Raw genomic sequence first — 14,726 nt, 5'->3', positions numbered from 1 at the left:
TTATGATGATTTTAGCCTATTTATCTACAATAGCATTTGTAGCCTACCTTGTGCTCATCGTTTATGGGGTAGTATTCCAGCGTAAGGAGAAGGTCAAGGGGAGACTGGAAAGTCTTAAACAAGATTTTGTTGATCCCACAGATGAATCTGTTCTTCAGGAACCTTTCAAGGACAGGATAATTAAACCTGCCTACCAGAAGTTTATTGGATTCCTTGGAAGGACAACTCCTAAGGGAATTAGCAAAGCCATGGAACGGACAATTATCCAGGCAGGCTCGCCGGGAAACATCAATGTAAACAGACTTATTGCCATCCAGTTTATGGTGGCTATCATATTACCTGCCTTTTATTTTCTTGTTGTGCAGGCTACAGCCTCTGAATTGAATCCACTTATGATTGTATTCCTTGCATTGGTGGGCTTTATACTTCCATACTATATTCTAAACATCAAGGCAAGGGCAAGAAGGTCCAGGATACAAAAGAGTCTTCCGGATATGCTGGATCTGATATTTGTATCAGTAGAGGCAGGGCTGGGATTTGATATGGCCTTGAAGAGGACTACAGAAAAGATGCCTGGACCGCTATCAGATGAGATTAACAGAGCACTCGATGAAATAAACAAGGGCAGAAAAAGGGAGGATGCCTTAAGAGGTATATATGCAAGAACTGGTGTGGATGATATATCATCTTTTATGACTGCTGTTATTCAGTCTGAGCAATTGGGTAGTAATATTGCAAATATGTTGAGGGTACAATCGACTTCAATGAGACAGAAAAGGAGACAAAGAGCAGAGGAGGCTGCAATGAAGGTTCCGGTAAAAATGCTCTTTCCGCTGGTAGTCTTTATGTTTCCTGCCTTGTTTATAGTTATTCTTGGACCTGCGATTATAAGGATAATAAGGGTATTCTCAGATATGATTTAATCAGAGGTGATGACAGTGATAAAACTTACAGCAAAAACAATGGTAATTTTAATGATAATATCTATACTTGCGGGAATGGTTATGCCATTCCCTAGTTATGCCAACCCTTTGGAGGAATTGAAATCGGAGAAGTTGGCTATTTCACTTGTAATCGATACATCCGGAAGCATGCTGACAACAGATCCTTTGATGTTCAGGGAAAAAGTCGCAAATACCTTTATTGAGCTTTTGTATCCTGAGGATTATCTTGGTATAGTAACCTTCAACAGTAATGTTGATTTGATTGTACCCATGACTAAAATGGATGGTGATGATTCACGTAATAATATAAAAACTCAGATTGCAGGAAGGTTAACGAGTGATGGAGATACCGATTACAAGGCTGCACTTGATATGTCAAATACGCAGCTACAGGAGCTTGACGATCCTGAGGTTAGAAAGCTAATAATATTCTTGACAGATGGAAAACCTGATCCGGACCCTGTCAATATAACAAATAATCCAAAACAGATGGCTGAGTATATGGAAGGTTTGTGGGGAAGCTTGACAGATATATCCAGAAATGGATATCCTGTCTATTCCATTGGATTTAGTGAGGGAATAGATGTAGATGTTTTGAATCGAATAGCCTCTGAAACATCAGGCGATGTAAGAATATTTACTGACTCCAATGACCTTGATGTAAATCTTATCCAGGTGCTACAATCAAGGGAAATACTTGTGGAGGAGCTTCTGGCTCCCGCAATAATTCAGGAAGCAATTGGAAAGCCAGTTCTCCAAAATGAATTCTGGCCTAAAAAAGGAGGTTACAGAATTGGTGAGTGGGAAACCATAGTTGCATCAATAAGAGTAGGCAACAGAAGCGTAGGGGAAGGACCATTATTGAAGGTTGATAGCTTCAATTTTGTTGTTGAAAAGGATGACGGCGGTGTTTTCAGATTACCTCTTTATGACGATGGAGGAGAAATTAGCGGAGATATCATGGGAGGTGATGGCCGTTGGACCAATAGATTGGAAATCACCAGCGAGTACACAGCCAATGTATCACTGGAGGCAACTGGACTTTACAGGGAAGAGGCCTTTGCTTTGAGGAAGGATCTTGGAGAGATATTCTCTGCTGTACCGGGAACAGTAGTATTGAAAGCTGGGAAGGAAGATCTTTGGGTAAGAAGCGGCGAGGCCCTTACCATACCTGTAGAGGTTGAAAACAGATCACCATTTGCTGAGATGCTTGGTTTTTCAGCTGAAGGTAACCTGGGGGATATCAGAAACAGCCAGATTGAAGTCGGACCAGATACCACAAAAACGGTCAACTTGTATATAGACACAGATTCCGGGATTGAGAAGGGATCCGATGACTTAAGGATTCTTGTAAGGGCATTATATCCTGAAACTGAGCTAGAAAACGCTACTCTTGAGTACCGTGTTGAGAGAGTAGGCTTCTTTGGAAGTATAGTAAACAACCTACAGGAGAACTATTTCATTCTGTCAATTATTGTAGGAATATTTATTGTGCTTCCATTGGTAATTTGGATTCTTGGCAATCTTTTCTACTTGATCCTGCTTGCTCCTGCCATAAAAATCAGGGGAACCTTGACCTACTGGAAGGAATCAAAGCCTAAGGATAAAAAAGACCTTAACCTTAAGGAAAGAAAAAAGAGAGAAGTCATGATATCGATGGATATGGAGGATAAGGCTGATTTCAATCTTCACAGCACCAGATACAGCTTTGATATTTTCGTCGGGAAGAAGCTGCTGGTTGAGGGTAGGAAATTCGTTCTTGGATGGAAGAAGCTATTTTCAAACAAGCCAATGACATCAACATATATAAAGACAACACAGCCTGGAATACTTCACTTCAGAAATGACATCTACACTGAGATGAACCTTTATGACGGAATGGAGTTCGTCTCTGGAGACTACCATTTCAGGTATTCAATGGGGGATGCCAAATGGTCCAAGGGAGAGGAAGCAGGCAAGGATTTCCTGGAGGGCAGAACAAATGGTTTCTAGAATGACAGTGCGTGATAAGGTGGTATTGGATAAGATTATTATGGCTGACACATATACAAAGAGACTTCAAGGACTTCTTGGACGAAAGGGTCTGGATGAGAAGGAGGGGATGATGATTGTTCCCTGCAATTCGATTCACACCTTCAGAATGAAGTTTTCAATAGATGTACTGTTTGTGGATAAAAACAATATTGTCCGGAAGGTCTTGAGAAATTTTAAACCAGGCAGAATGGGACCTCTTGTCTTGAAGTCACATTTTGTTATGGAAGCCGAAGCAGGAGTTTTTGATGATGTAGATGAGGGAGATAAGCTTGAATTTAATTAGGGAGTAGGCAATTGCCTACTCCCTTGTTAGTATAATTTATTTCTATTTAAAGAAACTTCCAACATTGCCGAGAAGTCCTCTTGCAATTTTTCTGCCGATATCACCGGTAAGAGTTGAAACTGCAGTTCTGCCAACCTTGTAAAGAGGATTCTTCTTTAATGCCTTTTCTCTTTCCTTTTTCTCTTTTGCAATTTCTTTTTCCCTAGCCTTTCGAAGCTTTTCTGCTTCTTTTTCTTCAAGCTGGCGAATTTTTTTATCTTCTTCATTTTGCTGCTGTGCCACAATTCTTTCATACTTGGCCTGGATGATTTCATAGGCTGATTCCTCATCAACGGGTTCTGTATACTTGTAGAACATTGGTGAATTATTGATGATCGCCTGTCGCTTTGCTGGATCCAGTGTTCCGATGATGCTTCTTGGTGGAGCTATCAGAGCCTTTTCAACGATCGATGGCTTGCCATCCTCATCCAGGAATGAAACCAGGGCTTCACCAGTTCTTAGCTGTGTGATTGCTTCCTCAACATCAAATTTTGGATTCTGTCTGAAGGTCTCTGCTGCTGACTTGATTGCCTTCTGCTCCTTGGGTGTATATGCCCTTAGTGCATGCTGAATCCTATTGCCCAGTTGTCCAAGAACTGAGTCTGGAATATCAGCAGGATTCTGTGTTACAAAGAACACTCCCACGCCCTTTGAACGGATAAGCCGTACAACCAGCTCAATCTTTTCAAGAAGAGCCTTTGGGGTATCGTTAAAAAGAAGGTGGGCTTCATCAAAGAAGAATACTATCTTTGGCTTTTCAGGATCACCTACCTCTGGCAGCTGTTCAAACAACTCTGAAAGCAACCACAAGAGGAATGTTGAATATATTCTGGGGGAGTTGAAAAGATCCTGTGATGCCAGAACATTTACAATGCCCTTGCCATTTATGTCTGTCATCAAGAGGTCCTTTATTTCCAGGGAAGGCTCTCCGAAGAATATATCTCCTCCCTGAGATTCAAGTGTAAGTAGGGATCTTTGAATTGCGCCTATTGATTGAGGTGCAATATTTCCGTATTGAAGAGAGTATTCCTTTCTGTTGTCTCCAAGATACTGAAGCATTGACCTAAGGTCTTTCAGATCTATTAGTAGCCATCCATTTTCATCGGCCACTCTGAATGCAATATGTAGAATACCTGTCTGGACCTCGTTAAGATCAAGCAGTCTTGAAAGGAGGATTGGACCCATTTCGGTTGTATCTGTCCTTACAGGGTGACCAAGCTTTCCGTAGACATCCCACAGACGGATTGGAAAGGAGCCCAAAGTGAAATTCTCCAGACCGATTGTATCTATTCTTTCCTTCAACTTATCGTTCATGGAACCAGGCTCAGCTAGACTTGCCAGGTCTCCCTTTACATCTGCAAGAAAAACAGGGACTCCGATTTCGCTGAAGTGTTCTGCAAGAACCTTTAATGAAATTGTTTTACCGGTACCTGTAGCGCCTGCTATCAATCCATGACGATTACTCATTCTTGAAAGCAGCTGAACGGTTTCGTCGCCCTTTCCTATTGTAAATCTATAACCCTCCGACATTTGCTCGCCCTCCTTTGTTCTCTTTGTTTAATTGTAATATAGTAAATGGTGTTATTCAATATAAAAGCCTTCGAATACTCATTAAGGAAGCCTTTTATGATACTCATATACGGAAATTTCTTGATTGGAGAAAGTAGAAATTTCCTATTCGTAATAATAAAAAGGAAGCTACTTATGTAGCCTCCTCCTAGTGTTTTACAACTTTGGGCAGATCCTTAGCCCTGATAATCCAGTTCTCTATCTGCTTCTGCGCTGGAAGACCTCTGACTACTGGTCTACTTGAGTTGACTTCCTTCATTTTTTCCAATACACTGGCTGCATTTCTCCTTGCCAGCTCAGGGACTGAATCAATCCCCGCGATTTCAAGAATTTCAGCATATTGGGGGCCAATTCCCTTGACTCGGAAAAGGTCACAATGGTTAACCCATGTAAGTAAGAGTTTTTCACTGATTCCTGAATCTTTGGCAAGCTTTGTACGACCTTTCTTATCAGCTGCAACTTCCAGTAACTTCTCTGTCGTTTCAATTCCCATCTCCTTCAACTTTGCTTCATACGCATCTCCTACGCCTTCGATTGCATTGATTTTTGCCATAATTACCCCCCTTTTCAATATCTTACTTACTATATACCACAAATTAGTAGATTGTAACATTTATCCGAAATTATTGATAAAAAAAACACTTTTGATGTATAATATCCTTTGGAGGGATAAAAATGAGCAAATATTGGAGAAACTTTACCATACCTTATTACGATACAGATAAGGAAGGTTATATCAAACCAGAGAACATATTGTCATATATGGCTGAAACATCTTCTTGGCACAGCGATAGTCTGGGTGTGGGCTTTGAGGAACTTTCGAAGAAGGATTATGCCTGGATGCTCCTTCGCTGGGAAGCTGAAATATTAGAGTATCCAAAGGCAAAGGATAATGTTGTGATCGGTACATGGACATCTAGCTTTGACAGATTTTATGCTACCAGGGAGTTTGTTATGATGGATGTAGAAGAGAATATTGTTGCAAAAGCAACTACAAAATGGGTTTTTCTTGACATCAAGAGGAGAAGACCAAAGAGGATTCCGGATGAAATCCAGAAGAGGTATAGCTTTGTGGAGGATTTTAACTTTCCGGAATTCACTGAAATGGATGAGCTGAGTGGAGATCTTGTTGAATCTAGGATTATGAGAGTAAGGCGAAGTGATATTGACAACAACAACCACGTGAATAATATCAGATATGTGGAATGGATGCAGGAGGGGCTGGAAGATGGAGTTCTGGACAGCATGATGCTTCATAAGCTTGGGATAGTATACAAGAAAGAGATTCTTCCTGGAGATGAGTTCAAGACCAATTGGTCCAGAGATGAAAAAAATGACAAGTTTTTCAACCATGTCATATCTGTCAATGGGGAATTGAATGCACAGGGATATACCCTTTGGAAACCTGTTTCACCTATGGTATAATTCTAATGTGAGGAGGAGATAGGGATGCAGAGTTCAACACTGAGATTGGGCAAAAAGAAAAATATCGCATTGATTGCCCATGACAATATGAAAAATGAATTGATTGAGTGGGTAAGGTCTAACAAGGATATACTTTCAGGTCATCACCTGGTTGGAACTGGTACAACTGCAAGACTGATCGAAGAGAGAACAGGACTGCCCGTAAGAGGGTACATGTCTGGTCCATTTGGTGGAGACCAGCAGGTTGGAGCCAGGATAGCTGAGGGAGTAATCGATTTTATGATATTCTTCTGGGATCCCCTTGAAGCACAGCCACATGATCCCGATGTGAAGGCCTTGTTGAGGATTGCCGTTCTCTATGATATACCTGTTGCAAACAACAGAGCCACAGCTGATTTTATACTTAGCTCACCATATATGGACAAGGAGTACGAAAGACATACATTTGATTTCGAGAATGTGTTAAAGGATAGGGTTAGACTGTTCAACAAGTAGAATTGTTGGAAAAATCGATGAATTCAGCTATTTTTGCATAAAAAGCAAAAAAACCTTGCAATTTGGGGATAAAGGTGTTATCATTAACATGAGCTTTAATTCAGAAGTAATAAAAGAAACAACAATTTTGGTTTGCCTTATCAAAGTATAACTCAAATTTATTGTTGTAAAGGTTACATGAATTAAAGAAATAAATTTTTGGAGGTTATGCAATGAAAGGTACAGTAAAATGGTTTAACGCAGAAAAAGGATTTGGATTTATTACAACTGAGGAAGGCAACGATGTATTTGCTCACTACTCACAAATTCAAAAAGACGGCTTCAAGACTCTTGAAGAAGGTCAAGAAGTAGAGTTTGAAGTAGTTGAAGGTCAAAAAGGTCTTCAAGCTGAGAATATAACAGCAGTATAATTTAGACTCATTAACCTCCTGGATTTTTCCAGGAGGTTTTCTTTGTATATGGTGGTTTGACAAGGTGTTGAGCCTGTGTTAAGGTTTAAAGGAATATATTTAAAAAAGGAGAGATTTGATGACGGAACAACAATTAGTTGCAGTAGTTAACGGCAAGGAAATATCAAGAGAGGAAGTACTTAAATTCCTCAACGACATGGGTCCCCAGGTGGCTATGCAGTTTCAATCCCCAGAGGGAATAAAGAGAGTTATTGAAGAAATGGTTAATCAGGAGCTTCTTTATCTTGATGCTCTTGAGCAGAATATGGAAGAGGAAGCTGAATTTAAGGAGACATTTGAAGCAACTAAAAAGAATCTTCTTAAAGGATATGCCTTCAATAAGCTTGTTGCAGATATCGACGCGGAAGAGGAAGAGATGAAGGAATTCTTCCAGGAAAACAAAAATGTTTTCGGCCAGCCTGAAACATTAAAGGCAAGCCATATCCTTGTTGAAGACGAAGATAAGGCAAAAGAGGTAATCCAGGAGCTTAATGATGGTCTAAACTTTGAAGAGGCAGCTGCAAACTATTCATCATGTCCTTCAAAAGAAGCAGGAGGAACACTTGGAGAGTTTGGAAGAGGTCAGATGGTTCCTGAATTTGAGGATGCTGCTTTCAATATGGAAGTGGGAACAATTTCAGAGCCTGTTAAGACTCAGTTTGGATACCATATCATCCGTGTTGATGCAAAGAATGAAGCAGAGGAGCCAGCCTTTGAAGAAGTTAAGGAGCAGGTTCAGCAGCAGGTTCTTGCAAGAAAGCAGGAAGCGAAGTATCAGGAGAAAATATCAGGTCTTAAAGTTAAATATCCAGTAGAAATTTACTAATCAAGAATCCCCTGTCGGTTGCAACCGACAGGGGATTTCTAATTTCTATTTAAAAGCTCTGAAATACTGGTCCGGATATTTTGTTTCGATATCATGATCATGCATATTGCTCCAAACCCAGTTTGGATTTCTGAGAATTTCCCTTCCAAGGGCGACAAGATCAGCCCTCTCGTTTTGAAGGATTTCCTCAACCTGATCAAAGTTCTTGATAAGGCCAACTGCAATAGTTGGAATGTCACATTCCTTCCTGATCTTTTCAGCGAACTGAACCTGGTATCCAGGATAGAGATTCATTTGGGCAGGTGCAATTGCACCTGAGCTGACATGTACCATATCTATTTCTTTCTTTACCTGGTCAACAATCCTTACGATTTCATCACCGTCAATGCCACCAGGGAGATAGTCAGTGGCTGATACCCTTATGATCAATGGTTTCTCATCAGGCCACACTTCCTTTACAGCTTGTATTACCTCCTTTAAGAATCTTGTTCTGTTTTCGAGAGATCCTCCGTATTGATCGGTCCTTCTATTTGTAATGGGGGAGAGGAATTCGTGTATCAGATATCCGTGGGCAGCATGTATCTCAACCAGGTCATAGCCAGCAAGGAGTGCCCTTTTTGCTGCTTCCTTGAATTTCTCCCTTACTTCCTTGATTTCTTCAATACCCAGTTCATGGGGTGTCCTGTAGTCGTCGCTAAATGGAATTGGAGAGGGTGCAACCGGAATGGCAGATATTGATTCTGATTTTCGCCCGGCATGAGCAAGCTGTATTCCTGCTTTTGCACCATAGCCTTTTATGATTTCTACCAGATTTTTCATTCCTTCTAGCTGATCATCAGACCAAAGTCCCAAATCTCTGTCGGATATTCTGCCTCTTGGCTCAACTGCCGTTGCCTCTTGAATAATCAATCCTGTTCCACCGATTGCTCTCGCTCCGTAGTGCATTTTGTGGAATTCCTGTACTGATCCTGTATCATCGCTTGAGTACATACACATGGGAGGCATAACTATTCTATTTCTGATTTCCATATCCTTCAATGTGTATTTTTCAAATGCTTTCATCTATTTATCACCTCGTCTTAATTTATACCACTCTTTCTGTAATAATATCAATTAAAGTTGGTGTATCGAAATAATATTGAATTAAACAGTCAAAATGTGGTATTAATATAGTATGGAATTTATTACTTATATCAACTTGGAGGTGATCTTTTGTTTTCAGATCTGGTCGCAAAATACTTTATTAAACAAAAAATGATGAGAACTGTTATATACTCATTGATTCCACTGATGCTGGTGGCTACATATTATTTCGGACTAAGGGTATTATTATTGTTATTTGTAGTTGGTCTATTCGGAATAGGAACGGAATATCTTTATGAAAAAAAGAAGAATAAAAAGGTCTCGGAGGCGGTTATTATAACCTGTATGCTCTACACTATGACCTTGCCGCCATCAACTCCCTTCTGGATAGCAGCAGTGGGGATTGTATTTGGTGTACTGTTCGGGAAAATGGTATTTGGAGGATTTGGAAAGAACATATTCAATCCGGCATTGGTTGCCAGAGCCTTTGTCTACGTTTCATTCCCAGAGCCGCTTACAATTCAGTGGACAAATCCATCAATGGGATTTCCGGGAGGCTTCGCTACATATTTAAACCAGGGAATTGAAATGGTATCAACCGCTACACCAATGCTTCTTTACAGGGATTCAGGAGGAACTGTTCCCTATATGGATCTTATAATTGGAAATGTATCGGGATCAATAGGTGAAACAAGTGCAATTCTTGTCGTTCTTGCAGGTGCATATCTAATCTATAAAAAGGTTGCATCATGGCAGATTATGGCTGGCTGTATTCTAGGCTTTACAGCCTTGAGTTCCATTCTTCATTTTTCAGGGGTTCCATCAGTGCCAAATCCACTTTATGGAATGGTCGTGGGCGGATTCCTTTTCGGTACCGTCTTTATGGCAACGGATCCAATATCTGCAACCAAGACAAAGGAAGGAAAGTGGATCTACGGTGTCATCATTGGAACAGTTACTGTAATAATAAGGGGATTTGCACTTTTTGCCGGTGGAGTAATGTTTGCAATTCTAGTTGCGAATATATTCTCACCGATTATTGATGAAAGCATTAAGGCATACAAGAATTACAGGAAGGAAAAGGCAGAAGCGAAGAAAGAGGTGACAGCATGAAAAAAACATTCTGGTACCCAATAGTTTTCATGGCGCTGCTTACGGCAATCTTTACATTTATACTTGCATACATGAACTACTCTACAGCTGATAGAGTAGCTGCAAACGAAGAGTATGAGCTGCAGGCCAAGATTCTGTATGTATTTGACATACCAATTGAAGACGACAGTGTGGAAGCTGTTGATGAGCTTTTTAGTGAAAAAATAACCCTTGAGGATGATGTTTTTGTCTACCAGGAGGGTGATTCAGTCGAAGGCTATGCATTTCCCGTTGCCGGTGCGGGACTTTGGGGAAGCATTGTAGGCTATGTTGGAATTTCAGAGGATTATGAAACAATGCTCGGCTTGACCTTTACACAACAGTCAGAGACTCCAGGTCTTGGGGGAAGAATTGAAGATGAGGAATTCCTAAGTCAGTTCAGGGGTCTGGACATATCTGAAAGCTCAGAGGAAGAATACGTGGTATACAGTCCTGCTCCTGGTGCAAATGTAGATGCCATCGCAGGTGCCACACTGACTTCCAAATCAGTTGCAAACTTCATGAATGATGACATACATGAATTTTTGCAGGAAAGAAGGGGGGAATAGGTCATGGCAAAACAAAAAACACGAGAGATTTTTTCAATGGGCGTATGGCTGGACAACCCAATTCTTAGGCAGCTGATCGGTATCTGCTCAGCACTTGCCGTAACCAACCTGCTGGTCAATTCCCTTGTAATGGGAATAGGAACAACATTTGTAACCGCATTTTCATCATTGACCATTTCTGCAATAAGAAATTATACTCCGGGTCACATAAGGATGATGGTTCAGGTACTTATAATTGCAGCATATGTAATCATGGTAGATATATTCCTCAAGGCATATATGCCTGAAATGAGCAAGGCCTTGGGACCTTACATAGGCCTGATAATAACAAACTGCATAATTATGGGACGTGCTGAAGCCTATGCACAGAAAAACAAACCGATGCCTTCCTTCTATGACGGAATTGCAAATGGAATCGGATATACTGGAGTACTACTTTTTATTGCTTTCTTCAGGGAACTTCTTGGATTCGGTTCATTGTTCGGAATTCAGATCTTTGGAGATTGGTGGACACCATGGACCATCATGATAATGCCACCAAGTGCATTCTTCCTCTTGGGAATAGCAATATGGCTTGCACATAATCTGAGGGAAAAGTATCAAAGTGAGGGGGCTAAATCATGATTGAACTTAATCCATTTGTAATCTTTATCGCAGCAATTTTTACAAATAATATGATTTTGTCCAACTTCCTGGGAATGTGCTCCTTTGTTGCAGTATCCAAGGAGATAAACACTTCACTTGGTCTTGGACAGGCCGTAACATTCGTTTTGGCGGGAACCTCAATAATCAACTACTTTGTTTATCATTATCTTTTGGTTCCTTACAATCTTGAATTCTTGAGATTTATAATATTCATAATCAGTATAGCTGCATTCGTTCAGCTTATTGAGATGATTATGGAAAGATATATACCAAATCTTTACTATGCTCTTGGTATTTTCCTTCCGCTGATCACAGTAAACTGTGCTATTCTCGGTGTATCGCTGTTTATGGTTATCCGTGATTACACATTCCTGCAGTCCTTTGGTTTCGCAGTCGGCTCAGGCTTGGGTTGGACTCTGGCCATTGTAGCTCTTGCAGGAATTAGACAGAAGCTCAAAAGAGCAGACGTTCCAAAGGGACTTGAAGGCCCAGGCATAACCCTGATTGTAATAGGGTTGATGGCATTGGCATTTATCGGGTTCTCTGGAATCGTACAAATATCTTAGGGGGGGATTAAATGAGTTCAATAGTAATCTCAACCGTATCACTTTCAATAATAACGGCATTGTTTGCAGTGCTGCTTACAATTGCTGACAGAACAATAGGTAATTATGGTCAGGTTACCATGACAATAAATGATGACAAGCAGTTTACAGTTGACGGAGGAACATCGCTTCTGACTACCCTTAATCAGGAGAAGATTTTTATTCCTTCCGCCTGCGGAGGAAAGGGAACCTGCGGATATTGCAAGGTTCAGGTACTGGAAGGTGGAGGTCCTGTTCTTGCAACCGAGACGCCATTTATGACTGAAGAGGAGCTTGCGGACAACGTAAGGCTATCCTGTCAATGCAAGGTAAAGCAGGATATAAGGATTCAGATTCCTGAGGAGCTTTTCAATGTCAAGGAGTTTGAGGCTACGGTTGAATCAATTGATGACCTGACTGATGTAATCAAGAAATTGAGATTTAAGCTTCCTGAAGGAGAGGAAATAAACTTTAAGCCTGGTCAGTATGTACAGCTTCAGGCACCCCTCTACGATGGAAATGACGAAGAGGTATACAGAGCCTACTCAATTGCATCCTCACCGCTTGAGAAGGGGTATATCGAGCTTATAATTGGATTGGTACCGGAGGGCATAGCAACAACTTATGTCCACCACCATCTTGAGGTGGGCGACAAGGTTACCATCAACGGACCATTTGGAGATTTCTACTATCAGGACAACGACAGGGAAATGATAATGGTTGCAGTGGGTACTGGAGTTGCACCAATTCTTTCACTTCTGAACTATATGCAATCAAAGGGAATTGACAGAAAAGCAAGATTCTACTTTGGAGCAAAGACACCTTCAGACCTGTTTTTGCTGGATCACTTTGAGAAGCTTGAAGAAGAGCTTCCCGACTTTAAGTTTATCCCGTGTCTGTCCCGTCTAGGGGAAGATGATGATTGGGATGGATTCAGTGGACGTGTTAACAATGCAATTGATGAAATGCTTGAAGATGGTGAGAACAAAGAGGCTTATCTGTGCGGCAATGAACCTATGATCGACAGTGTGGTCAAGAGTCTTACCAAGAAAGGCATGCCAGAAGAATTGGTTTACTTCGACAAATTCTAGATTGATATCCCTCGGTTTCCACCGGGGGATTTTCTTTGTAAATAGTACTATCTTTATTTTTTGTGTGATATAATATTTATAGAGACTATGGGGAGGGTTAATATGAAATTGGAGCTTTTTGATTTTATAGATACTACATTGTCACTTATTGAGGACAAGTCTGATGAGTTGGACAGGGTTGCCGGGGAGCTTGAGAAGTTCTTCAATGACAGCTTGTTTATAAAGGACCATTTTTTAAACGTAAACTACAGAATAAAATCAACCGAAAGCTTGAAGGAAAAGATATTAAGGCATAACTTTTACCTTAAGTATGAATCACCGCAGAATCTTGTTGACGATCTTTCAGACCTGATAGGATTCAGAATTGAATGTAGATTCATAGAGGATGAGGCAAAAATCTATGAAGATATTGTAAAGCTTTTCAATAGAAGGGAAGAGGGTGGATACTATTCCAATCCTTTGAATGAGAGCATATCACTTTTACTTGATGAGAAACAGCCGCAGATACAAAAGAATGGATTTGAGATTTTCAAGATTGACGGAAAGTACTCAAAGGATGGAGTTGCAGTGAACTTTGAGCTGCAGATCAAATCCATGGTAAATGTTTTCTGGGGAGACATAGACCACAGGGTGCTTTACAAGAACTTCAACTATATGCTGACAGAGGATTTTTTCAGGGACATAATGTCATCCATCAAGGATAACCTGACAATGATCGATAGACAGCTGATGTTGATCTACAATCACCTAAGCAGCATGGATGCCAGCACAACTCCTGCGAAACGTGCACAGATGAAGGGCCTGCTTTCAAAGATTATTCACGACATATATATTGTCAAGGTACGACATGAAGTAGGGTTCGTGCTTGATTTCAAGAAATCTACTGATGTAATAGTAAATTTTGTATTTATGAGGGTTGAAGATGGCAATGGAAGTTACAGCGAAAACTTCCTGAGAGTTATGAACAGATTGAATGATATTGGAAAGAGTGCCATTGAATTCAACAACTTCATCGAATTTGAAAGAGAAATAGCATATAACGACCAGTTCTCAAGAAGATTTGGCAACAGGATTTTAGATGTTATAAACAAGGACTTCAGATGGAACCTCTTCTTCAAGATCATCTACGAGGTTGAAGAAGGCACAAATGCAGAAGACTTTGAAGGTTTTATGCATTATATCAGATACAGATACAGGGAAATCATCAAGAAATCAATGGATGGAATGAAACTTGAGGATTCTGATAGGAATGATGTTGAAGATTGTCTACTTATGTATATCTATGAAAGCTTTTATCCTGAAGCCAGCATTGATTTCATCAATAACTGTTCAATAGAATCCCTTGGAGAAAAACTGTTGCATCTGATTGGACCATTGAACAACTATGAGGATTGGCTTAGAAACAGGGAAACCATTAGAGAAGCAATTATTGAATTTGGCAGAGTGGAGTAAGGGAAACCTTGCTCCTTTTTATGGAAGTCCGGGGGAATGAAAAAATGGTAAACTTGTCTAAAAATATTATCAAGGGTGTAAAAGGTGCTTTTGCGAGATTTCCTGTC

General features: G+C 40.4%; 16 protein-coding genes. 13 read left to right on the top strand and 3 right to left on the bottom strand.

Annotated elements, in window-relative coordinates:
• Positions 1-2: 2 nt before the first annotated feature.
• From ACOEN1_RS04755 to ACOEN1_RS04745, 3 genes are read left to right on the top strand one after another with little or no spacing between them, the layout of a single operon-like run.
• Positions 3-923 (top strand): type II secretion system F family protein, encoded by a 921-nt coding sequence (locus tag ACOEN1_RS04755; protein ID WP_422485329.1) that lies wholly within the window; start codon positions 3-5, stop codon positions 921-923.
• A 15-nt stretch (positions 924-938) separates the two neighbouring features.
• A complete protein-coding gene (locus ACOEN1_RS04750; protein ID WP_422485327.1) occupies positions 939-2,936 on the top strand; it encodes a VWA domain-containing protein in 1,998 nt (665 codons plus the stop codon).
• Positions 2,926-3,261 (top strand): DUF192 domain-containing protein, encoded by a 336-nt coding sequence (locus ACOEN1_RS04745; RefSeq protein WP_422485326.1) that lies wholly within the window; start codon positions 2,926-2,928, stop codon positions 3,259-3,261. Before ACOEN1_RS04750 ends, ACOEN1_RS04745 begins: the two co-directional genes overlap by 11 nt.
• A 42-nt stretch (positions 3,262-3,303) precedes the next feature.
• On the opposite strand, the gene ACOEN1_RS04740 is transcribed toward ACOEN1_RS04745, so the two are convergent.
• The gene (locus ACOEN1_RS04740; protein ID WP_422485325.1) at positions 3,304-4,830 is read right to left on the bottom strand and encodes a helicase HerA-like domain-containing protein; all 1,527 of its coding nucleotides are present in this window, start codon (positions 4,828-4,830) and stop codon (positions 3,304-3,306) included.
• A gap of 187 nt (positions 4,831-5,017) precedes the next feature.
• Entirely contained in the window at positions 5,018-5,422 is a 405-nt protein-coding gene (locus tag ACOEN1_RS04735; RefSeq protein ID WP_422485324.1) for a DUF4332 domain-containing protein, read from the bottom strand.
• A 122-nt stretch (positions 5,423-5,544) separates the two neighbouring features.
• Between ACOEN1_RS04735 and ACOEN1_RS04730 the strand changes: the two genes are divergently transcribed.
• The 4 genes from ACOEN1_RS04730 to ACOEN1_RS04715 all read left to right on the top strand — a co-directional run bounded on the left by ACOEN1_RS04730 (position 5,545) and on the right by ACOEN1_RS04715 (position 8,064).
• Positions 5,545-6,294 (top strand): acyl-[acyl-carrier-protein] thioesterase, encoded by a 750-nt coding sequence (locus ACOEN1_RS04730; RefSeq protein WP_422485323.1) that lies wholly within the window; start codon positions 5,545-5,547, stop codon positions 6,292-6,294.
• Between the two features lie 24 nt (positions 6,295-6,318).
• A complete protein-coding gene (locus ACOEN1_RS04725) occupies positions 6,319-6,789 on the top strand; it encodes a methylglyoxal synthase (protein WP_422485322.1) in 471 nt (156 codons plus the stop codon).
• Between the two features lie 212 nt (positions 6,790-7,001).
• Complete coding sequence (locus ACOEN1_RS04720; protein WP_422485321.1) at positions 7,002-7,199, top strand: cold-shock protein; 198 nt, start codon at positions 7,002-7,004, stop codon at positions 7,197-7,199.
• Between the two features lie 118 nt (positions 7,200-7,317).
• Entirely contained in the window at positions 7,318-8,064 is a 747-nt protein-coding gene (locus ACOEN1_RS04715) for a peptidylprolyl isomerase (protein WP_422485320.1), read from the top strand.
• A gap of 45 nt (positions 8,065-8,109) precedes the next feature.
• Here the strand turns inward: ACOEN1_RS04715 and namA are convergent, their stop codons facing one another.
• Positions 8,110-9,126 carry an NADPH dehydrogenase NamA gene (namA, locus tag ACOEN1_RS04710; RefSeq protein ID WP_422485319.1) on the bottom strand — a complete coding sequence of 339 codons (1,017 nt, stop codon included), beginning with the start codon at positions 9,124-9,126 and terminating at the stop codon, positions 8,110-8,112.
• 150 nt (positions 9,127-9,276) lie between these two features.
• Between namA and ACOEN1_RS04705 the strand changes: the two genes are divergently transcribed.
• From ACOEN1_RS04705 to ACOEN1_RS04680, 6 genes are all read left to right on the top strand, one after another.
• Positions 9,277-10,260: an RnfABCDGE type electron transport complex subunit D gene (locus tag ACOEN1_RS04705; protein WP_422485318.1), complete on the top strand. Its 984-nt coding sequence runs from the start codon at positions 9,277-9,279 to the stop codon at positions 10,258-10,260.
• Positions 10,257-10,847, top strand: coding sequence for an FMN-binding protein (locus ACOEN1_RS04700; protein ID WP_422485317.1), 591 nt, complete (start codon positions 10,257-10,259; stop codon positions 10,845-10,847). Before ACOEN1_RS04705 ends, ACOEN1_RS04700 begins: the two co-directional genes overlap by 4 nt.
• 3 nt (positions 10,848-10,850) lie before the next feature.
• Positions 10,851-11,471, top strand: coding sequence for an NADH:ubiquinone reductase (Na(+)-transporting) subunit D (locus tag ACOEN1_RS04695; RefSeq protein WP_422485315.1), 621 nt, complete (start codon positions 10,851-10,853; stop codon positions 11,469-11,471).
• On the top strand, positions 11,468-12,058 hold the full coding sequence (locus ACOEN1_RS04690) for an NADH:ubiquinone reductase (Na(+)-transporting) subunit E (RefSeq protein WP_422485314.1): 591 nt from the start codon (positions 11,468-11,470) through the stop codon (positions 12,056-12,058). The genes ACOEN1_RS04695 and ACOEN1_RS04690 overlap by 4 nt, the downstream gene beginning before the upstream one ends.
• An 11-nt stretch (positions 12,059-12,069) precedes the next feature.
• Positions 12,070-13,167, top strand: coding sequence for an NADH:ubiquinone reductase (Na(+)-transporting) subunit F (locus tag ACOEN1_RS04685; RefSeq protein ID WP_422485313.1), 1,098 nt, complete (start codon positions 12,070-12,072; stop codon positions 13,165-13,167).
• A 102-nt stretch (positions 13,168-13,269) separates the two neighbouring features.
• A complete protein-coding gene (locus ACOEN1_RS04680) occupies positions 13,270-14,619 on the top strand; it encodes a GTP pyrophosphokinase (protein ID WP_422485312.1) in 1,350 nt (449 codons plus the stop codon).
• The last annotated feature ends 107 nt before the right edge of the window (positions 14,620-14,726 follow it).

Source organism: Gudongella sp. DL1XJH-153 (genome assembly GCF_049310905.1).
Lineage (GTDB): Bacteria > Bacillota > Clostridia > Tissierellales > Tissierellaceae > Gudongella.
The sequence above is the reverse complement of the archived record's forward strand: the minus strand, read 5'-3'. Positions and strand labels throughout refer to the sequence as shown.